The 19,416-nt window shown below is 43.9% G+C and carries 15 protein-coding genes, 1 tRNA gene, 1 pseudogene and 1 riboswitch; of the genes and pseudogenes, 7 read left to right on the forward strand and 10 right to left on the reverse strand.

Annotated elements, in window-relative coordinates; translation table 11 throughout:
- The 5 genes from ACYVAA_RS04095 to ACYVAA_RS04115 all read right to left on the reverse strand — a co-directional run.
- A partial coding sequence (locus tag ACYVAA_RS04095) for a sulfatase-like hydrolase/transferase (RefSeq protein ID WP_460538792.1) occupies positions 1-266 on the reverse strand: 266 nt, incomplete at its 3' end.
- Between the two features lie 41 nt (positions 267-307).
- The gene (locus ACYVAA_RS04100; protein ID WP_460538793.1) at positions 308-1,090 is read right to left on the reverse strand and encodes a helix-turn-helix domain-containing protein; all 783 of its coding nucleotides are present in this window, start codon (positions 1,088-1,090) and stop codon (positions 308-310) included.
- A 340-nt stretch (positions 1,091-1,430) separates the two neighbouring features.
- Positions 1,431-2,369, reverse strand: coding sequence for a type II toxin-antitoxin system HipA family toxin (locus ACYVAA_RS04105; protein WP_460538794.1), 939 nt, complete (start codon positions 2,367-2,369; stop codon positions 1,431-1,433).
- A 323-nt stretch (positions 2,370-2,692) separates the two neighbouring features.
- Positions 2,693-3,013 carry a helix-turn-helix domain-containing protein gene (locus tag ACYVAA_RS04110; protein WP_460538795.1) on the reverse strand — a complete coding sequence of 107 codons (321 nt, stop codon included), beginning with the start codon at positions 3,011-3,013 and terminating at the stop codon, positions 2,693-2,695.
- 197 nt (positions 3,014-3,210) lie between these two features.
- Complete coding sequence (locus tag ACYVAA_RS04115; protein WP_460538796.1) at positions 3,211-3,483, reverse strand: hypothetical protein; 273 nt, start codon at positions 3,481-3,483, stop codon at positions 3,211-3,213.
- 643 nt (positions 3,484-4,126) lie between these two features.
- Here ACYVAA_RS04115 and ACYVAA_RS04120 point away from each other — a divergent pair.
- Positions 4,127-4,648, forward strand: a pseudogene (locus ACYVAA_RS04120) (DUF932 domain-containing protein); the annotation flags it as partial.
- Here the strand turns inward: ACYVAA_RS04120 and ACYVAA_RS04125 are convergent.
- From ACYVAA_RS04125 to ACYVAA_RS04140, 4 genes are all read right to left on the reverse strand, one after another.
- Positions 4,635-5,087, reverse strand: coding sequence for an Arm DNA-binding domain-containing protein (locus tag ACYVAA_RS04125; RefSeq protein ID WP_460538797.1), 453 nt, complete (start codon positions 5,085-5,087; stop codon positions 4,635-4,637). The pseudogene ACYVAA_RS04120 and the gene ACYVAA_RS04125 sit on opposite strands and share 14 nt — an antisense overlap.
- A gap of 330 nt (positions 5,088-5,417) precedes the next feature.
- Positions 5,418-5,491: transfer RNA gene (locus ACYVAA_RS04130), tRNA-Pro, on the reverse strand.
- Positions 5,492-5,655: 164 nt separating this feature from the next.
- A complete protein-coding gene (locus ACYVAA_RS04135) occupies positions 5,656-6,612 on the reverse strand; it encodes an aldo-keto reductase family protein (protein WP_460538798.1) in 957 nt (318 codons plus the stop codon).
- A gap of 12 nt (positions 6,613-6,624) precedes the next feature.
- Positions 6,625-7,845 (reverse strand): bifunctional alpha/beta hydrolase/OsmC family protein, encoded by a 1,221-nt coding sequence (locus ACYVAA_RS04140; RefSeq protein WP_460538799.1) that lies wholly within the window; start codon positions 7,843-7,845, stop codon positions 6,625-6,627.
- Between the two features lie 892 nt (positions 7,846-8,737).
- Positions 8,738-8,933, forward strand: a riboswitch (cobalamin riboswitch).
- A gap of 173 nt (positions 8,934-9,106) precedes the next feature.
- Here ACYVAA_RS04140 and metE point away from each other — a divergent pair.
- Positions 9,107-11,431 carry a 5-methyltetrahydropteroyltriglutamate--homocysteine S-methyltransferase gene (gene metE, locus ACYVAA_RS04145; protein ID WP_460538800.1) on the forward strand — a complete coding sequence of 775 codons (2,325 nt, stop codon included), beginning with the start codon at positions 9,107-9,109 and terminating at the stop codon, positions 11,429-11,431.
- Here the strand turns inward: metE and ACYVAA_RS04150 are convergent.
- Positions 11,421-12,485, reverse strand: coding sequence for a sialidase family protein (locus tag ACYVAA_RS04150; protein WP_460538801.1), 1,065 nt, complete (start codon positions 12,483-12,485; stop codon positions 11,421-11,423). The genes metE and ACYVAA_RS04150 overlap by 11 nt on opposite strands.
- Positions 12,486-13,173: 688 nt before the next feature.
- On the opposite strand from ACYVAA_RS04150, the gene ACYVAA_RS04155 reads away from it, so the two are divergent.
- From ACYVAA_RS04155 to iolD, 5 genes are all read left to right on the forward strand, one after another.
- Positions 13,174-14,202: a LacI family DNA-binding transcriptional regulator gene (locus ACYVAA_RS04155; protein ID WP_460538802.1), complete on the forward strand. Its 1,029-nt coding sequence runs from the start codon at positions 13,174-13,176 to the stop codon at positions 14,200-14,202.
- A gap of 414 nt (positions 14,203-14,616) precedes the next feature.
- Complete coding sequence (locus tag ACYVAA_RS04160; protein ID WP_460538803.1) at positions 14,617-15,570, forward strand: class II fructose-bisphosphate aldolase; 954 nt, start codon at positions 14,617-14,619, stop codon at positions 15,568-15,570.
- A 39-nt stretch (positions 15,571-15,609) separates the two neighbouring features.
- Positions 15,610-16,497: a 5-deoxy-glucuronate isomerase gene (gene iolB, locus ACYVAA_RS04165; protein ID WP_460538804.1), complete on the forward strand. Its 888-nt coding sequence runs from the start codon at positions 15,610-15,612 to the stop codon at positions 16,495-16,497.
- Positions 16,490-17,536, forward strand: coding sequence for a 5-dehydro-2-deoxygluconokinase (iolC, locus tag ACYVAA_RS04170; protein WP_460538805.1), 1,047 nt, complete (start codon positions 16,490-16,492; stop codon positions 17,534-17,536). The genes iolB and iolC overlap by 8 nt, the downstream gene beginning before the upstream one ends.
- 8 nt (positions 17,537-17,544) lie before the next feature.
- On the forward strand, positions 17,545-19,407 hold the full coding sequence (iolD, locus tag ACYVAA_RS04175; protein ID WP_460538807.1) for a 3D-(3,5/4)-trihydroxycyclohexane-1,2-dione acylhydrolase (decyclizing): 1,863 nt from the start codon (positions 17,545-17,547) through the stop codon (positions 19,405-19,407).
- Positions 19,408-19,416: the final 9 nt, after the last annotated feature.

A 19,416-nucleotide genomic window follows, 5' to 3' on the forward strand; every position in this document is an offset into this window, starting at 1 on the left:
CTGGAAGGGGTACAGGTGGCGGAGGAGGCATAGCCATTGGTAAAACGGACCCCGCCATTGGCGATCTTATCCATATTCGGGGTGCTGATTTCAGTAGCTCCATAAGCACTGACATCACCATAGCCCAAGTCATCCAAATAGATCACCACAATATTCGGCTTGACTGAAACTTCCGTTGTTTTTTCATCCGTCTTTTGCTGCTTACAGGCCCAGGTGCATAAAAGCATCAAAACCGTTAATAATGGGTTTAAAGAGTTTGGTTTCATAAAGTGTCGGTCATTATTGTTTATCAAGTTTAAGATTATTATTAACTGAAGCTATCTCCATTCTTCATCTTAATTCTGTATTTGCGAGGCGTAAACCCTGTTTTGGATTTGAAGAATTTTATGAAATTCGAGGGGTCAGTAAATTGTAGATGGTCAGTAATTTCATTGATGGTATTTTCGGTATGGACCAATAATAATTTAGCTTCAATTATCAAGCGATTGTTGATGAATTGTTTTGCTTGAAGCCCACTAACCCGTTGGGCGATTTTATTCAGCTGAGAGACGGATAGGTTCAATATTTCGCTATATGGTTCGAGGTGTTTTAAGTTCCTAAAGTGCTGGTTTATTAGAGTTTTAAAGGTCAACAATTGCCGGATTTCATGATCTTCAAAATTATATTTTTCTTTTTTTAATGTTAAATACTTCTGTAAAAGGAGGTTTATACATGCTTCGTATACATCATTCTTTTGGGACATAGGTACTTTAGTAAGAAGTAAAAATTGACTCAACAAATAATTAATGGAGTCTGTGTCAATTAAAAAAACAGGGGTATTATGGCTTAGTAAGTTTCGAAGGGTATGGGGATAATTGATCAGCTCGGTCTCATGAAAGCAAAGCTGATAACTTTCATAAACAGCGGAAAAATCAATATTAACTTGCCATTCAGGAGTTAAAATAACTGTGCAGGGAGATTTTATGTCAATAGATGTATTTCCGATTCGGAAATGTGAGATGCCTGAAACAACAAGAATAAAACGGTAATTTAAGTTTCCCTTCTCATATGAATTTGACTTCATTCCATACTTATATGATTGAGTGATCATTAACATTAGAATTAATAAACAAGGTTATTCTATTTGAAAATAAATTAAGCGGAAATTCATAAAAAGGATTGTCATAAATGTCTTTATGAGTAAATGAAATGTTTTTGTTGTTTAGAGTAGCAGCTATTTTCTGCTTCTGGAATAGAATATTTCAACAAGGGACAGGCGGGTGCTGCTCCTTTCCCTGCTGCAAATCCTTTTCCTCCGGAATAGGGTTACTGACAACTTAGAAAATTATCGGTTTGATGAAAGAGGCAAAAAGATGGCAGCTCAAACAAGAAAAGAGCAAAGGGATGAAAGTGTAAGGGTCTCAAGGCTTCCTTCGGGAAGCCTTTTTCCGTTAATTTATAAATGACGTTTCCATTAATTCGACCTCAGTTCTTGGAATAGCGAGATCCTTTGCAATAGATCTCCAGACCGATACTTGGTCCTTTATATGTTTGATAACCTCTTTTGCTTCATTGGCAGGTAAGCGAAAATACCGGGCTACTTCCATTGCTAGATCCAGATCCAGAGCATTGTCATTTTCTGAAATATTCAGTTTGAGCCCGGTTCCATTTGGAATAGGGTTGACATCGTAGGCAGGGGAAAGTGTCCACCCTGAAGAGGTTAATATAAAACCATGGTTACGGAGATGATCATCCGTATTGGATACACAAATATTGAAAACAATGCGCTTCCACAATCTTTTTAAATCTTCATCTACATCAGAGCCGTTTTGCATTAGAAATTCCACCAGGTCTAAATAGCTTACACCATCGTGGTAATCAATGCCATCTGTGTAACCTAAAAGCGTCATAGCAGAAGCAAAGTGAATCCGAGCATCATCCGCTTTACGGTCAAATCGTTTTGTAAGAAAGGTGTGTTGGTAGTGAGAAAACTTTTGAATGTTGGAAGGGGCCATATCGATTCCCGATCGGATAGCAAGCTTGTAAACCAGCATTTCCCAAGCACCAATATCATGGCCATCGTTTTGGCTTGGAAATTTAGCAATCCATAAACTTCCATCATTATCCCGGACATTTGCCTTTGGTCTGGCTCCACCAAGCGAAGAGCCTGGGGCCATTAACATATTGAGCCATTTTATATATTCCGGGTGATCGGGTGCATTTTCTTTTTCCAGTTGGAGACTCGCAAATTCTAAGTCCCTGAGAGAGGCGAATGGCTTAGCGGCCATTTCCTTATTGTCATCTAAAAATGGTCCGTCTATTGTGGTTTTAAAACGTAAACCGCCCATCCTATTTCCATCAAACACCCCCAAAAGATAATCGGATTCCATTAAGGTCATTGCCTTTCTTTCTTCCTTTCGTGCCTTGGCAGCTTCCTTTCGCATCATCAATACTCGCCCCCAGCGGTCAGGGGAGGAGTCCAAGAATAGGCCGAAATTTGGTTTGTCATCACTAAGGTACTGAGGACCCTCAAACAAATGTAAATCCGGGTCGAGTACTTGGGCATAGGTTGATCTTAACCAATCTGAATGGTAATGGAAGGAAAATATCTCCTTTCCCCTTGATGGGCTGGCAAATAAAGTGCCCATTAAGTACGGTGATTCGATGCCCTCCCAATGTGCATATACTAAAATTTCTTTTCTTTTTGATACCGTCATTTATTGCTGCTTTTTGAGCCTCGTTGTTTTAAGGTAAGCTCCGCATCTTGTATTTTTCTTCCAAGCACATCATCATTGGCAATGGAAAGTAGGTCTTTCTCAAGACCCAATACCAACAATACCTGTAGTACAATTCCAAGTGAAACTGCAGGGCTTCCATTTTCTAGGGAAGAGAGTGTTGGGCGGGAAATCCCGGCGCGTTCTGCCACCTGCTGCATGGTAAGTTTTCTACGTAATCTGGCCAATTTTATGTTCTCTCCCAAAACCTTCAATAATTTTTGGTTTTTGGGAAGCAAAAGGATATTGGTTCTGGACATAATGTTAAATATTATTTACAAATGTACATAAAATTGTAAAAAATATTTTTCATTATATTACAAAATATTACATTGTAAATAATGGGTGTGGTTACATTATCAACAGGAAAATTTTATTATACTTAGCAGGCAATAATGGTCCATTCGAAAAAAATACCTTAGGTTCTTTTAAAAAGTTCTTTATTCTATTGTCAGTCCTAATCTTCTACAAGTTCAACTAAAAAATCCAGGTCCTCATTGCAATCCCCATTGTATAAAACCTGTTCCAATATTGAGAGAGTTATGGGGATTTCTTTGTTGTGATGGATGGTATAAAATTCCCAGAGCTCGGTTTTTAATCCTTTTATGGCTTCCTGGATGGAAATAGTCCATTTTTCCCCATTGTCATTGATACCGCCTATCCGTTCTATTTGCCCTTTATAAGGACCTCCTGCTATTCTGTTCATAAAATGGACCCGTATCCTTTTCATAAAAATTCAATGATTAAGCTGCAATTTAAAAGAATGGTTAAAGGTATTCAAATCATTGGAGAGAGTAATACCTATAATGCGATAATATAAGTTGAAAGGCTTACTTTTTTACGAAGCACTACCTTCCCTTTTATTGCGTAAACTCCATTTCAGGGAAAGTACTTCATAAACCGTCTTGGACCAAATTTCCATTTTTGCATGCATTCCACTAACCCTTTCCGCACGGCTGGAAAGGGACATTTCATTTCAGCTTCAAACGGGAAATTCCGTCCGCTGCATGACATGGTAAAGAAATCTTTTTGATCATAGAAATGGCAAGATCCTTCTCCTGCTTAACGAAGCTAATACATAATACAGGCTAGGATTTTACTGGTGATTTTTTAAAAGAACGGCAGAAAAGGGCAGCTAAGGTAGGGGCGGCCTTGGCTTAAGCCTGTAAGGTGGAACAAAAAGGGACGGCATAAACACCGCCTTCCCGCTGCCTGTCCTTTATTCCGTTTCCTTTTTGCCTGGTGGCCGCCCCTTTTGTTGAGCTTTCTTTTTTGCCGTTTTTTCTTTTAAAAAAATGTTTTTTCCACAGGCTTTTAGAGGATCGGCAAAATGGAAGCAAAATAAATGTACAACCCTTTAATTCATTAAGATCATGGGACACAATATCCATTATAACGAGAGAACAGGAAAGCACAGCTTTTTTAGCGTCAAACTGCCGGCATGGCATAAGCTGGGGAAAGTGGTGGAAGATTACCCTACCAGTAAGGAGGCCATTCAATTTGCAGGATTGGATTATGAGGTGGTCAAAGCACCTTTATTTACAAAATGGGAGGGGTTGAGTGTGAGTGAAAACGGGCTGGATAAATCCAGTACCGAAATCCCAATACCCCATCAGTTTGCCACCATGAGAACCGACACCCAGAAGGTATTTGGTGTGGTGGGGAAGGATTATGGTATCGTACAGAACCGGGATGCCTTTTCTTTTTTTGATGCCATCATCAAAGAGGGGAAAGGGGTTAAGTATGAAACCGCTGGAGCATTGGGCGATGGGGAAAGGGTGTTCATTACGGCCAAATTGCCCGATGGGATTTTGGTTGGAAAGGAGGATCTGATTGAACAATACCTGTTTCTGACTACCTCACACGATGGGACCGGAAGTATTACGGCTGCATTTTTTTTAAAAATTCAGCAAGATGTCGTTTGGTCGTTTTATAATTCTTTAATGTACCTTCCGCAAGAATTCCTATATTTTGTGAATTGTGGTAATCCACCAGTTCCATTAGGGTATGTTCGTCTTCCTCAATGCCTAATAGTTTGTTTTTAACCGCTGAAGCGGTTATCCTCTTTTTTTCAATGAAAAGTTCCTGGTAACACTCCAAAGCTCTAGCTCTTAGGTGTTCCAAGAATCGGTTAAAAGACCTGGATTCAGGATTGTTTCCTTTAGCTTTTCCTTTTCCTAGATCCCATTGGGAAGGAGCGATCCGCTTTTTTACAGAGATTTCAACCCTTTCTCCATCCACAGTTATCCGAGCTCTGACAGGGGAAAGACCATCCTTATCCAGTTTGTTTTGACGGATAATGAATTGAATACCAAATGTTTTTGAGTTTTTCATAACAATTTCATTTAGATTAATCTGGCCCTTTTTCGCTTAAAATGGTCACCAGAACGACTGATTTTAGCGTTTAAAAACGCCCAAAAACACCCAAAAATAGAGATTGGGAAGTTGGTGACTATCAGTTAGTTAAGCTCTAACCAGTGACCTAATTTAAAAAAATAAATAGGTCACCGAATAGGTCTCATTTTCTTTGAAAGCGAAGCTTCATGAGCGCCTCCTTCTAATCACGGCGAATAAATTGTATGGTCTTTTTTGTGGTATAAAAAACAAAAAAGCCTCCAAATCAAACGATTTGAAGGCTTTTGGTGCGATCTGCACCCCTTTTTGTCGGAGTGGCGGGATTCGAACCCACGACCCCTTGCACCCCATGCAAGTACGCTACCGGGCTGCGCTACACTCCGAGTGGAACATGTCCCTTGTTTTTTCACCGGCTGTTCCCCCGTCTTTTCGGGTTTACTTACCGGTATAGGCTAAATTCAGACTGGTGAATTGCTCACCGCTTGCTGTTAACCGATGCAAATAAAGCAGTTTTTTGTAGAAATTAAAATACCATCAAAGGATAAATTTAATTCCATGACAATTTACTTCGCTCCTCCCAATAGGCAGAACTGTCCTGTGCCAATCCTTCTAAGGAGTTTACCTCGTCCATAGAAAGCTCTAGTGAGCTGGCTTTCAGGTTCTCCATCAGCTGCTGTATGTTGCCGGCTCCGCTTAATACATAGTCCGGGGACAAAGCCTGCATACAGTAGCGCAAGGCAATGGCATCTATGCCTACACCATATTTTTTTGCCAGCGTAGTCAATACATCATAGGCATGATGATAATGGGGGTAGGCGGGATTGGGGAAAACCCTGCCATTGGCCAGCCCTTCCTTGATGATAATGGACTTTCCTTTTTCCTTGGCCAGTTTCACGGTCTTACAGACGGATTGTTCCAGCACATTGAAGGTGAGCTGGAAGCTGTCGAAAAGTTCTTCGCCAGCTATGTTGATGTCCATGGCAATTTCCACGGTCTCACTTTGTCGCTTTCCGCTGGCTGTTAGGCCTATTTTCATCCCTGTTTCTTTTTTGATGCGCATCAGGGCCTCATGTACGGCTTTATTCTCCAACACCCCAGAGTCCATGGTGGCAGAATGGATCTGATAGTATTTCAGAGCCGGCCTAAGATCCTTCGAATATGCCCACTGTTCTAACAGCTTGTCCAATGAATGCTCCTTGAGCTCATGCTTGCCTTCATAGCCCAGTTCCCAGTTGGCCTTGTAGGTATACCCCCATTTGGTCCCGAATACCACATCCTCATGCCCTCTGCTCCTGTACCAGTCCAAAAGAAACGCTTCGCCCTTTCCATAGGAGGGGGCGGTGTCAAAATAACGGAGTCCTTGCTCATAGGCCTTGTCCAATACGGCCATGGTGATCTCTTTGAAGTTTTCCGGAGACTTGTCTTCCATGGTTTCCTGTCGCAGGTTGATGTATTCCGGCCGGCCCAGGGCTGCCAGGCCCAAGCCCAATTTTGTTTTACTCATTTTTCAGATATTCTATTGGATCAATTCGGTTTCGATCACTGTTTGCGTCTGCAAAGTACGGTGTACAGGACATTTTGAAGCAATCTCTTTTAATTTTTCCTGTTGCTTCTTGTCCAAGTTTCCTACGAACTTTAACTTTTTGGATAAAAAATCCAAATTACCGGGCTGTTCCACATCCACCTTCAGGTCATCGCTGTGCTTCTTGGAATACGTGATATAAGCATAAACCTCCTTGAGGTCCCAGCCTTTTCGCTCAGCATACAGTTTGATCGTCATTACCGTACAGGAAGCCAATGCCGCGCTGAGAAAATCATAGGGGGAAGGCCCAAAACCGTCCCCTCCTACATCAGTGGGCTCATCTGATAGAAAGGTATGTTTGGAAGTCTGGATTCTCGTCGTAAATTCATCGTTTTCTACATCCAGATGGGCCACTAGCTGCTCACCTTTTCTATCCAACATGCTATTGTCTTCTTCCTCAAAATACCTCTGGGACCATGCCCCGATCATTCGCCCCACATAGTCGCTGTCCTTTCTTTGGGTCAAAAGGTGGTCAGCACCGTCCAAGGTAATAAAGCTTTTGGGATGAAAGGCCTGGTGGTACAGTTCTTCGGCATTTTCTATTCCCACTGTTTTATCTCCCGGGGCATGCATGATCAATAAAGGTTTACGCAAAGATTTGACAATGGATGAAAGGGCTGTTTGATCAAGATCATCTATAAAATCCTTATTGATCAAAAAGGGCCTTCCACCAATAGTTACCTGTACCTCTCCTTCTTCCGGAATGTTGTCGGCCTGTTTGGAAATGAGGTGCTTTACATGTCCCAGGCTGGCCGGAGCTGCAATGGTCGTAATGGCACTGACAGCAGGAAGCTTGGAGGCCGCCACCAATACTGCGGCCCCTCCCAAAGAATGGCCCACCAAGAGTTCCGCTTCCCGGTAGTTTTCTTTTAAGAATTCATTTACAGCCAATAAATCGCTGACATTGGCAGAAAAGGAACTCTCGGAAAACTGACCTTCACTGCCTCCTAAACCTGTAAAGTCAAATCTTACCACCCCAAAGCCATAGGTAGTCAAAGCCCTGCTAATGGTCCTTACGGCGGTCAGATCACTGTTACAGGTAAAACAGTGGGCAAAAATAGCGTAATGCTTTGGTTTTTGGTTTGCAGGCAATTCAAGATGGGCCTGAAGCGCCTGGCCCTTTTTATTCCGTACTTTTAGCTGAAGTCGGTTCATTTTTTAATTTTAAACTACAAAAAATCACGGGAAATTGCCTCGTGGCTAAGAACAAAAACCGGCTTGATCCTTTGCTTTAAATGTCAGTTTGGACAGTAGCTAATCACTTACAGATTAAAGTACTAGGCCTTTTTTACTTTTATGAAATAGTGAGGTTAAAGTATTCGACCAAAAACACCTTGGATGGAATTTAACGGTGAAATTATACTGGCATAAATAAATACAGTGGGTATTATAAGTTATTTATAGTCAGGGTTTTTTGGTGTTGTCCTTTCTGTGTGTCCGCAATGTTCCACGTAACCAAATCTTATAAGGTTCCTGTTGTTTTCTGTTCTTTTATTCAGGTATTGTTTTGTTCTTGATGGTCTTCATGAATGCTGTGCATTTCCATTGATGAAAAGAACCAAAAATCTAGGCCACGGAGCCTCCCGTACAGTAGTCGGGACAGGTTCTTCAAATTGAGTGAATTTGTTTAAGATTACGATCAGTTTTCCTCAATTTGATTTTGTGCCATTTGTTGTAGGCTAAAAATGAGTGGATCTCGCTCGTCCACTTCGCGAGCTAACTCATTTTCTTAACGCCTCCATCAACTGTCCCAAAACCGAATGCTCCAAAGGCCTTTAGAAGGATTTCAGTTAAGTATTTTGTTTCATTTGTACTACGTGCTAAATTCCGGATAGTCAGATAATCCTTTTTTATCATTAAAAAAAGTTCACAATGCTTGTTTAAAAGACCCGTCTAGGAATAATTAGGGGCATCGGTTGCCCATGCCAAGCTTTCCCTTCAACACAAAATCAGCTAAAGCCCTAAAAATATTTATGGGTAAAATTCAATTTGTCCACAAATCCAATTCAAATTCCTATATTTGCCGACCAAAGTTCTTTACTTGATTTCTTAATCTACCAATACAGGTCCTTGACGAAGGTCAGGGATAATAGGGAACCGTGTGAAAATCACGGGCTGTCGCGCAACTGTTAGTAACGGGAAAGTTTTTGCCCATCGATGTCCACTGTTCTGATCACTATCAGAATGGGAAGGACGGCAAAAATGTTACAAGCCAGGAGACCTGCCTGTATTGAAATGACAATGCTTTCGCGATTTGAAGCTCCTGTCAAGTATGCATTCTTTTCTCCTCTTCTCATGGGATTGTTGTGCCCAAGGGGAAATTATGTCTTATTTTTCAGCATCCTTCTGTCCACAAAGCATTGTGAAGTTTGGCTAAAGGCTTTTAAATCATTTATCACAATAAACGTTTTAAAAGATGCTAACGCACAATCTTGGCTACCCGCGCATTGGTGCCAAAAGAGAACTCAAAAAGGCCAATGAAGCCTACTGGTCCGAAAAAATCAGCTTGCATGAACTGCTCAAAAGCGGTGCGGAAATCCGTGAAACCAACTGGAAATTCCAGAAAGAAGCAGGCATAGACCTGATCCCTTCCAATGATTTTTCCTTTTACGATCAGGTGCTTGACATGTCTTTGACCGTAGGGGCCATTCCCGAACGCTACCATGAAATTGTCACGGATCAGAAGAAACCGGAACTCGATCTTTATTTTGCCATGGCCCGGGGATATCAAAAAGATGGACTGGACATTATCGCCATGGAAATGACCAAGTGGTTCGATACCAATTATCATTATATCGTTCCGGAATTCACCAAGGACCAAAGCTTCAAGCTTTTTTCAACCAAAATACTGGATGAATTTAAGGAGGCAAAAAGACTGGGAATTCATACCAAGCCCGTCATTCTTGGTCCTGTTTCTTATCTCTTATTAGGAAAGGAAAAGCAGGAAGGTTTTCATAGAATTGACCTGATCAAGAACCTGTTGCCTGTGTACCTGGACATTTTCAAAAAACTGGAAGCCCTCAATGCTACCTGGGTGCAGATAGATGAGCCGTATCTGGCGATGGATTTGAGCACGGAAGAAAAAAATGCTTACCGATACGTCTATCAAGAAATCAAAAGGGCCTTTCCAAATCTGAAGACGATGCTCACCACCTATTTTGGTGCACTTGAGGATAATTTGCAGCTGGCTGCCTCCCTGCCTGTCTGTGCGCTGCACATTGACTTGGTAAGGGCTCCTGAGCAATTGGAAGCGGTACTTCAGGAAATTCCGGACAACTTAAGTCTTTCCCTGGGCTTGGTAGATGGGCGAAATATCTGGAAAAATGACTTCAGTCAATCGTTGGAGCAAATTCAAAAGGCAAGGCTTAAGAAAGCAGATGACCGCCTAATGATCGCGCCAAGCTGTTCCTTGCTGCACAGCCCATGTGATCTCTATGAAGAAACCAATGAAGAGAACCTATCCGCCGAAATCAAAAGCTGGTTATCCTTTGCCAAGCAAAAAGTAGAGGAGGTGGCTTCCCTTAAGCTTTTGGTCCTGGAGCCGGATTCGGATGAAGCCAAAGCCCTTTTGAAGGAGAACAAAGCTGTATTTGAGCACAAAGCCAAATCCCCGATCATCCATAAGCCTGAGGTGGGAAAAGCTGTACAGTCCCTTACACCTGAAGACGCGCAGAGAAACCAAGCTTTTCAGCAAAGGAAAAAACTGCAGCAGGAACATCTGAATCTTCCGGCTTTCCCTACCACAACCATTGGCTCCTTTCCGCAGACAAAGGAAGTCCGTCAATGGAGAGCTCAGCTTAAAAAGGGGATATTGACTCAAAATCAATATGACGAGCTGATCAGTGAAGCTACCCAAAAAGCCATCAGGTGGCAGGAAGAAATCGGACTGGATGTTTTGGTTCATGGGGAGTTTGAAAGAAACGACATGGTCGAATATTTCGGCGAACAGCTTGAGGGCTTTGCCTTTACCCAAAACGGTTGGGTGCAAAGTTATGGCTCCCGTTGTGTGAAACCCCCGATCATATACGGAGATGTGAGCCGCCCTGAAGCCATGACCGTGAAGTGGACTTCCTTTGCGCAGTCTTTGACTGAAAAAAATGTAAAGGGGATGCTGACCGGCCCGGTAACCATATTGCAGTGGTCCTTCGTAAGGAATGATCAGTCAAGGTCTACCACTTGCCAGCAAATCGCCCTGGCCATTAGAGAAGAAGTACTTGATCTAGAAAAAGAGGGAATTAAGATCATTCAGATCGATGAACCTGCTATTAGGGAAGGCTTGCCTTTGCGCAAAGCCCAGTGGGAAGAGTACCTTGATTGGGCGGTGGAATCCTTCAGGATTTCTGCAGCTGCAGTACAGGATCACACGCAGATCCACACCCATATGTGCTATTCAGAATTCAATGATATCATCAAGCACATCGCTGCGATGGATGCAGATGTGATCACCATTGAATGTTCACGGTCCCAAATGGAATTGCTGGATGCCTTTGCCGCTTTCCAATATCCCAATGAAATCGGTCCGGGAGTTTACGACATCCACTCGCCACGGGTGCCTACTACGGAAGAGATGGTGCAGTTGATGGAAAAAGCCAAAGCAGTCATCCCAGAAGATCAGCTCTGGGTCAATCCTGATTGTGGATTGAAAACCAGAGGCTGGGAGGAAACTGACGGCGCCCTCAAACGGATGGTAGAAGCCGCCAAACAGTTAAGAAAACTGACGTGCATCAGTCTTACTGACTAATTTTTTTATCCGGGCGAGGAATCTCACTCGCCCGGATTTTTACATATTTTATATTTTTCCTGTTCCAAGTATAAGTGATGTGGATGGCCCCATCTTCAGACTGTACAATTGCCGGATAACTAAACTCACCGGATTCTTCCTCTTCTAAAGTGCATAGGTCCTTCCAGTGCAGGCCGTCCTCAGAGATCGCCAGTCTTAAAGTATGTCTTCCTTCCCACCAGTTTTTTCCTGCTACATCAGGATTATAGACAAGTAAGTGTTGCCCATTTTGGAGGGTGACAGCATCGGTGCCGCTATTGGGATTGAGTACCTGTGTTGGCTGAAGCGCTGACCAGGTATGGCCATTGTCTTCTGACCAAGCCGTCATGATTTTGTTTTGTTTGCTGCGGCAAAGCACCTGTAATCTTCCGTCTTTGTGGGTGAGGATACTTGGTTGGATGACATCATAAGGCCCCTGCGGGTCAATCAATACTTTTTTCCAGGTTTTTCCATGGTCCTCGGACAATTCGATGTGTGTTTTCCAGCTTTCTCCATATTCCACACTTGATGGAGCGAGCAATGTCCCCTTATCGGTATAAATAGGCTTATTTTTAATGGGACCTAATATTCCTTCCGGTAAAGCTTTGGGAGCAGACCAGGTTTCGCCTCCATCGGAGGAAAGCAGGTATTTACCCCACCATTCCTGCGGGGATGGCCCTTCTTTGTAATAGAGGGCAATCGTATCCTCGGTCAGTTGGAATAATACAGGATTCCAAGTAGGGTAACTCAAGGTGTCATTGACGTGGCCGTCAACCACTTTTTCAGGAGAAGTCCAGGTGTCGTTGATTTTTTTGGAAACCCAAATGGCTACATCCGGATGCCTTTCGTATTCTCCTCCAAACCAGGTAGTGAGGATTTCACCGTTTTTCAGGGCCAAAACGGAAGAGGCGTGGCACTCATTGAAAGGAGCGTCTTCGAAAATGAACGTTTTCTCCATGGAATGAACCTGAGCGGACAACTTACACGAAATAAATAAACAAAGGCCTAGTAAGGCAAGAGCAGTAGTGTTTTTCATGGGGTGTTAGGGTAAGTAAATGGAAGCCTAACTTACGGAATAAAAATGTAAAATATACACTAACTTAATTAAAAAAATAGGTTATTTATTTTTGGGAAGTTTGTAAACGAAATGATACACGTATCCAAATTCAATGCTCAATTTCCTTTATTTATCTTTTCTACTTTTCATACCCGTGGTGTTTTATTCTCGATGGTCATCATGAATGCTTGGTATTTCCATTGATGAAAAAGTAGGCAAAAAATGGTATTCAGTTTAATATTTAGTGTTTTTAATAGTCGGTGTGAAATTCTGGATATCAAAAATTTGAAATATGTATATCCGCAAAGACACCAGTAGCTCTAAGTTAGCAGACCATCTCTCACAACTTGTCCGCCTTGGCGGAGAATGCACAGAAACCCACAGAAAAGTTTTTTTAATTCCGTGGAATTCTGTGGAATCTGTGAGAAATAAATTTACTGGTGTAATTCCGGACAATCGTAATTTGAAATTACCATGTTGGCCATTTTGCTTTAGAAAGTAAGCCCATTTTGCCAACATCAGATTTATAATCATCCCCAAATAATTTGAAGAATTCAATTATATAAAAAATGTTTTGTTTACACTTAATAAGAAAATAGATAATTGACTTAGCAGGTGTTTTCATTATATACCGCTATATTTATCGTAGTTGATTACCCTATAGTCCATGAAACGAAGACCCAGTACGATAACCGACATTGCCAAGGCCCTAAATGTATCCGCTTCTACAGTTTCCCGGGCTTTGCATGACAGCCCCTCCATTAGTCAGGAGACAAAGGATGCGGTGATGGAATTGGCAAAAAAGCTCAATTATCAGCCCAATATGCTGGCCGTCAGTTTGCTGAACAAAAAGACCAAAACCATTGGGGTGATCGTGCCTGAAATCACCAGTTATTTTTTTGCAACAGTCATCAGTGGGGTGCAGGACATGGTGGATGAAGCAGGGTATAAATTGATCATCTGCCAATCGAACGAATCTTATGAGGAGGAGCAAAAGCTGATTGAGACGTTATCCTTGGGGCGAGCGGACGGTTTTTTGATATCTCCTTCATCTAAAACAACCAAGTTTGACCATTTGGAAAAGCTGAGGGCCTCGGGCACGCCAGTAGTGGTTTTTGACCGGGACTGCCCAAATTTTGAAGCGGATAAGGTATTGGTGGATGATTATGACGGGGCCTTCCAGGCAGTGGATTATCTGATTAAGACAGGATGTAAGCGAATTGCCCATATTTCCGGGCCCCAAAATTTATCCACCTGCCAGCATAGGAAAAAAGGCTATCTGGATGCGCTTGAGAAAAATGGCTTGGCAATAGATGAACAGTTGAATACCGAAGTGGAGGGATTTACTTCGGAAGATGGGGAGGAGGCCACCAAAAAGCTGCTGGATTTGAGCTCCCCGCCGGATGCGATCTTTGCCATTAATGATGCGGTGGCTATCGGTGCGATGGCAGTGATAAGAGAACGTGGCTTGAAAATCCCGGAAGATATTTCTATCGTGGGGTTTGACGATGAGCCCTATAGTAAGTATTTTAATCCATCCCTGACCTCTGTGTGGCAACCTGTTTACGACTTGGGTATGCTTTCCTCCAGAATTTTAATGCATCACATCGTCAATGAAACAGACGATTACGAGTACCGGTATGAGTTGCTCAAACCTGAGCTGATTATACGCAATTCGTCCAAACCTTTATTTTAATGTAACATGACTAGTGTTTTGTTGGGCATGATTTGTCAATACTTTTCCTAGTCACCTTCTTGTTTAATCGGTTAATTGCCTGCCTGTCGGCAGGACTGATGGATTTTACATAACTAAACGTAATTTTTCAGTTAGGCAGTTAAACAAGCAGCCATGTCCTGCACAACGGGTAAGGAGTGGTATCGTCAAATAGGTAAACCCTTTATACTTTTATTATTTAGCTCCAACTTTTCTCTCTTCCTTCAGAAACATGATTTACTGCTGTTAGGGTGTGTTCTGGTTTGATATTCTGAAAAATGTTTTTGTACCAAATAAAACACTGTTTATGCAAACCTTTGCATAAGGATAATAGGTGGTAATCTTTTATTTCCGATCAAATAATTGGAGTATTGGGAAAACGAAAACCCAAAACCCATGAAAGTAAGCCCAAAGGATTTATTCACCGATTGTTATGGTAAATACGGCATAGCTGCCATCAATGTGTTTACCATGGAGCAGGTGATAGGGGTATTTAAGGCGGCAGATAGAAGTCTTTCACCGGTAATTATCCAGACTACTCCAGTGGCCAGAAATTATGCAGGCGCGCCGATGATCCTGGAGATGGTTTCTGCAGCAGCCAAAATTTTTCCGGAGGTGGTGTATGCCCTCCACCTTGACCATGGCAATGAAGCCCATATCCATGCGGCATTACAGGAAGACCAATATACCTCGGTCATGATAGATGCTTCGCATGATGATTTTAACCAAAATGTTTCCCGTACCAAAGAGATAGTGGATGCAGCGCATCAGAAAGGAATAGTCGTAGAAGCTGAATTAGGGGTGCTTAGCGGTGTGGAGGATGATTTGGAAGTGGATGCGGAACATTCCCAGTATACCCAGCCGGAAGAAGTAGAGCAGTTTGTGTCGCTTACAGGATGCGACAGTCTGGCCATCGCTGTAGGCACCAGTCACGGGGCCTACAAATTCTCAGGAGGCCAGGGAATCCAGTTTTCGATATTGGAAGAAATCAATCAGCGTTTACCAGGTTTCCCGCTGGTATTGCATGGGGGCTCTGCAGTGGAGCAAAGTGAAATAAAACGGATCAATGCATTGGGAGGAGGACTGCAGTCCGGTTCCAGGGGAGTTTCCACGGATGAATTGAAAAGGGCGATTCAGCTCGGTGTGTGCAAGATAAATATTGCCACCGACCTTCGGGTGCTGTGGACACGGGTCCATCGGGAGTTTTTTAATGACCATCCTGACCAGTTTGACCCCATCATACCGGGGAAAAAGTACCAAGAAGAATTGGTGGAATTTTGCACGAAAAAGTTTGAGTTGCTGGGATCCAAAGGAAAAGCAGCCTCCTTTAAAATCCCTTCCGCCAGCTGAAAATTTGCATTTAAACACAGCAATAAATCAAAACAACCTATGATACGAGACAAAAAATACAACTTGTTGGCCAAACCCAAAGAGATAGAAGAGGGAGTTTACCAGCAGGTTTTGAAAGAAGACGGAGACTGGCAATACCTGAATTTTGAAGCCAGGATCCTAAAGAAAGGAAGCACCTGGACGGGTAACACCGGGGAAAATGAATATGCCTTTATCTTACTATCGGGAAATTTTACCATGAAAACTGACAAGGGGACCTATAAGGTTACTGATGGAAGGAAAGATGTGTTTTCAGGGATTGCCCATAGCGTTTATTTACCCCGAAGAACGGAATTCACCTTGACCGCCAACAGTGACATTTTGGACATGGCCTACGGTTGGTGTGAGACCGACCAGGATTTCCAACCGGTAATCAAAACTCCCGATCAGGCTAAAATTGAAATTCGGGGCGGGGACAACGCCACCCGTCAAATCAATGATCTTTTGGGGCCAGGTTTCCCCTGTCACCGGTTGGTGGCGGTGGAGGTTTATACCCCTTCCGGGAACTGGAGTTCTTTCCCGGCCCATAAGCATGATGAGCGTAAAGTGGATGCCGAAGGCAATTTGTTGGAGGCAAGGCTGGAAGAAACTTATTTCTATAAAATCGATAAGCCAGGGGGCTATGCCATCCAGCAAATTTATACCGGTGACAGGTCCCTGGATGAAATCGCCGTTGCCAGAAATAACGACGTGGTATTGATTCCAAAAGGCTATCACCCGGTAGTTGCCGGACATGGCTACAATGTCTATTACCTCAATTTCCTAACCGGCAGTGATCAATCCCTTGCCAATACTCCTGATCCGGATCATGAATGGATTTTCGGAACCTGGAAGGGAAAAGACGAGCGTATCCCTATGGTCACTGCAAAAATCAAATCCCATGGCTGAACAACATAAATCAATAGATGTCATCACGATCGGTCGTTCATCGATCGACTTGTATTCCCAAAACATCGGAGCGGATTTTGTCGATATCAAAGGCTTTGATGCGTTTGTAGGGGGATCTCCCTTAAATATTGCCACCGGTTGTGCCAGACTGGGACTCAATGCCGCTTTGCTGACAGGCGTGGGGGAAGATAAGGTAGGTGATTTTATCCTGAATTTCCTGAAACAGGAAGGCGTAGGGATCCAATACATCCCAAAAATCAGGGGGGCAAGGTCCAGTGCAGTGGTTTTGGGCATCCAGCCTCCTGACAAATTTCCCTTGGTGTATTACCGCGACAATTGTGCCGACAGCCAGATTACGGTGGATCATGTGATCCATGCCAAGGTACACGAGGCAAGGATGATCGAAATATCAGCCACGGCCATGAACGTGGAGCCCAGCAGAAGTGCCGTGTTTTTTGCCCTGGAAGAAGCCCACAAAGCCAAGGTGACCACTTTATTGGACATAGACTTCCGGGCAGATCAATGGTCGGATATCCGTTCGTTCGGGATTATGGTCAGGGCGGCACTGCCCAAAGTGAAAATTGCTTTGGGGACAGAGGAGGAAATCCTCGCGGCCATGCTCCAGGACTCTTCCCAGGTTCAAATAGAACACCAGCAGATAAGTGCCCCCAAAATCACAGGGGATATTGATGAAGCGATCAAAGGGATCATGGCACTGGGCGTGGAAGTTTTGGTGGTGAAAAGAGGAGGCAAGGGAGTCACGATTTATGACGATAAAGGCAACATCACCGATGTGCCCGGATTTCCAGTGGAACCCTTAAATGTGCTGGGCGCCGGGGATGCATTTGCTTCGGGTTTTATCTATGGTTACCTGCAAGGTTGGGAGCTGTATAAATCCTGCCGGATGGGGAATGCCAGCGGGGCACAAGTGGTCCTCCAGCCAGGCTGCGCCAATTTTATGCCCACCTTGGAGGAATCAGAAAAGTTTATTGAAGAACATGGAGGTTTTTACCCCAAAGAGATAACTGCCAAACAATGACCCAAACTATGAAAACGATAAAGTTAACCGTTGCCCAGGCACTGATACGATTTTTGGATCAGCAGTATGTGGAAAGAGATGGAATAGAACATAAATTCTTTCATGGATGCTTTGGCATTTTTGGCCATGGCAATGTAGGGGGAATTGGACAGGCTTTGCATCAATATCCTCAGTTTACCTATTATCAGTCGCGCAATGAGCAGGCCATGGTACATGCGGCGGCGGCCTATGCAAAGATGAAGAACAGGCTGTCCACCATGGTGTGTACCTCTTCCATCGGCCCGGGCGCCACCAATATGATAACCGCAGCGGCAGGGGCTACCATCAATAGACTGCCGGTCTTGCTCCTGCCGGGTGATATTTTTGCGACCAGGAGGGTGGATCCGGTCTTACAACAGCTGGAAAGCGCTTCGAGTCAGGATATTTCCGTAAACGATTGTTTTAAACCGGTATCCAAATATTGGGACCGGATCAACCGGCCAGAGCAGCTGATCACTGCTTTGCAGGCAGCCATGAGGGTCTTGACCTCCCCTGCAGAAACGGGCGCAGTGACGCTTTGCCTGCCACAGGATGTCCAGGCTGAAGCCTATGATTTTCCAGTGTCCCTTTTCAAGAAGAAAGTGTGGTTTATCCCAAGGGCCACTCCTGATACATCACTGATCCAAAGGGCTGCCAGTTTGATCAAAAAATCCAAAAAGCCACTGCTGATAGCAGGAGGCGGTGTGAATTACAGTGAGGCCAATTCGGCATTGGTAAGCTTCATGGATAAGACTGGCATTCCGGTAGCGGAGACCTTTGCAGGCAAGGGGGCGGTCAGTTATGATCACCCGGGAAATTTAGGTGCTGCTGGGGCCACCGGTACAGAAGGAGCCAATGCCATCAGCAACGAGGCGGACCTGATCATTGGTGTGGGCACGCGCTACAGTGATTTTACTACGGCCTCCAAAACGGCCTTTACCGAGGATGCCCGGTTCATCAATATCAATATCGCGGAATTTGATTCGGCCAAGCACGGTGGAATTCCATTGACCGGAGATGCAAAAGCAACACTGGAAGCATTGGAGGCAGCACTGGAAGACTACCAAGTGGAGGATGATTACCGCTCCAAAGTAAAAAGTTATAACGAAAGCTGGGATGAACAGGTACGCCTGGCCTATCAGCCTGCAGAGGGAGATCTTCCCAGCCAATCAGAAGTCATCGGAGCAGTCAATGACTTTTCGGAAGCAAAGGATGTGGTGCTGTGTGCCGCAGGAAGCCTTCCGGGAGATTTGCACAAATTATGGAGAACCAAGAATCCAAAGGGCTTTCACTTGGAGTATGGATACTCCTGCATGGGTTATGAGATCGCGGGCGGTTTAGGGGCAAAAATGGCCTGTCCGGAAAGGGAGATTTATGTGATGGTGGGGGATGGAAGTTACCTCATGATGTCTTCCGAGATCACCACTTCTGTACAGGAGGGCTATAAGCTGACGATCATATTGATCAACAATAATGGTTATGCGAGCATTGGGGGGCTGTCAAAATCCCTGGGTTCAGAAGGCTTTGGGACCGTCTATAGGTATAGAAATGAAAAGACAGGGCAACTCGATGGGGAGCTGCTGCCAGTGGATTTGGCCGACAATGCCCGAAGCCTCGGAGCTGAAGTTATCCTTACCAAGGACATTGCAGACCTGAATGAGGCCTTGGGAAAAGCCAAAGAAATCAACAAAACCACGGTGATTTATATCGAAACGGTTCCGGAAAGGAAACTCGCCGGCTACGGACATGCCTGGTGGGAAGTGCCCATAGCGGAAGTGGCAGAATTGGCCTCGGTGGACCAAGCAAGGGAAAAGGCTCTGCCCAATAAGTCCAAACAGCATTACCATTTATAATTCTACAGA

Source organism: Echinicola sediminis, assembly GCF_054777495.1.

Excerpts from the sequence above, each read along its gene's own strand:
- ACYVAA_RS04100 (WP_460538793.1), bottom strand. The coding sequence starts at position 1,090 with ATGATCACTCAATCATATAAGTATGGAATGAAGTCAAATTCATATGAG.
- ACYVAA_RS04105 (WP_460538794.1), bottom strand. The coding sequence starts at position 2,369 with ATGGAATCCGATTATCTTTTGGGGGTGTTTGATGGAAATAGGATGGGC.
- ACYVAA_RS04110 (WP_460538795.1), bottom strand. The coding sequence starts at position 3,013 with ATGTCCAGAACCAATATCCTTTTGCTTCCCAAAAACCAAAAATTATTG.
- ACYVAA_RS04115 (WP_460538796.1), bottom strand. The coding sequence starts at position 3,483 with ATGAAAAGGATACGGGTCCATTTTATGAACAGAATAGCAGGAGGTCCT.
- ACYVAA_RS04125 (WP_460538797.1), bottom strand. The coding sequence starts at position 5,087 with ATGAAAAACTCAAAAACATTTGGTATTCAATTCATTATCCGTCAAAAC.
- ACYVAA_RS04135 (WP_460538798.1), bottom strand. The coding sequence starts at position 6,612 with ATGAGTAAAACAAAATTGGGCTTGGGCCTGGCAGCCCTGGGCCGGCCG.
- ACYVAA_RS04140 (WP_460538799.1), bottom strand. The coding sequence starts at position 7,845 with ATGAACCGACTTCAGCTAAAAGTACGGAATAAAAAGGGCCAGGCGCTT.
- metE (WP_460538800.1), top strand. The coding sequence starts at position 9,107 with ATGCTAACGCACAATCTTGGCTACCCGCGCATTGGTGCCAAAAGAGAA.
- ACYVAA_RS04150 (WP_460538801.1), bottom strand. The coding sequence starts at position 12,485 with ATGAAAAACACTACTGCTCTTGCCTTACTAGGCCTTTGTTTATTTATT.
- ACYVAA_RS04155 (WP_460538802.1), top strand. The coding sequence starts at position 13,174 with ATGAAACGAAGACCCAGTACGATAACCGACATTGCCAAGGCCCTAAAT.
- ACYVAA_RS04160 (WP_460538803.1), top strand. The coding sequence starts at position 14,617 with ATGAAAGTAAGCCCAAAGGATTTATTCACCGATTGTTATGGTAAATAC.
- iolB (WP_460538804.1), top strand. The coding sequence starts at position 15,610 with ATGATACGAGACAAAAAATACAACTTGTTGGCCAAACCCAAAGAGATA.
- iolC (WP_460538805.1), top strand. The coding sequence starts at position 16,490 with ATGGCTGAACAACATAAATCAATAGATGTCATCACGATCGGTCGTTCA.
- iolD (WP_460538807.1), top strand. The coding sequence starts at position 17,545 with ATGAAAACGATAAAGTTAACCGTTGCCCAGGCACTGATACGATTTTTG.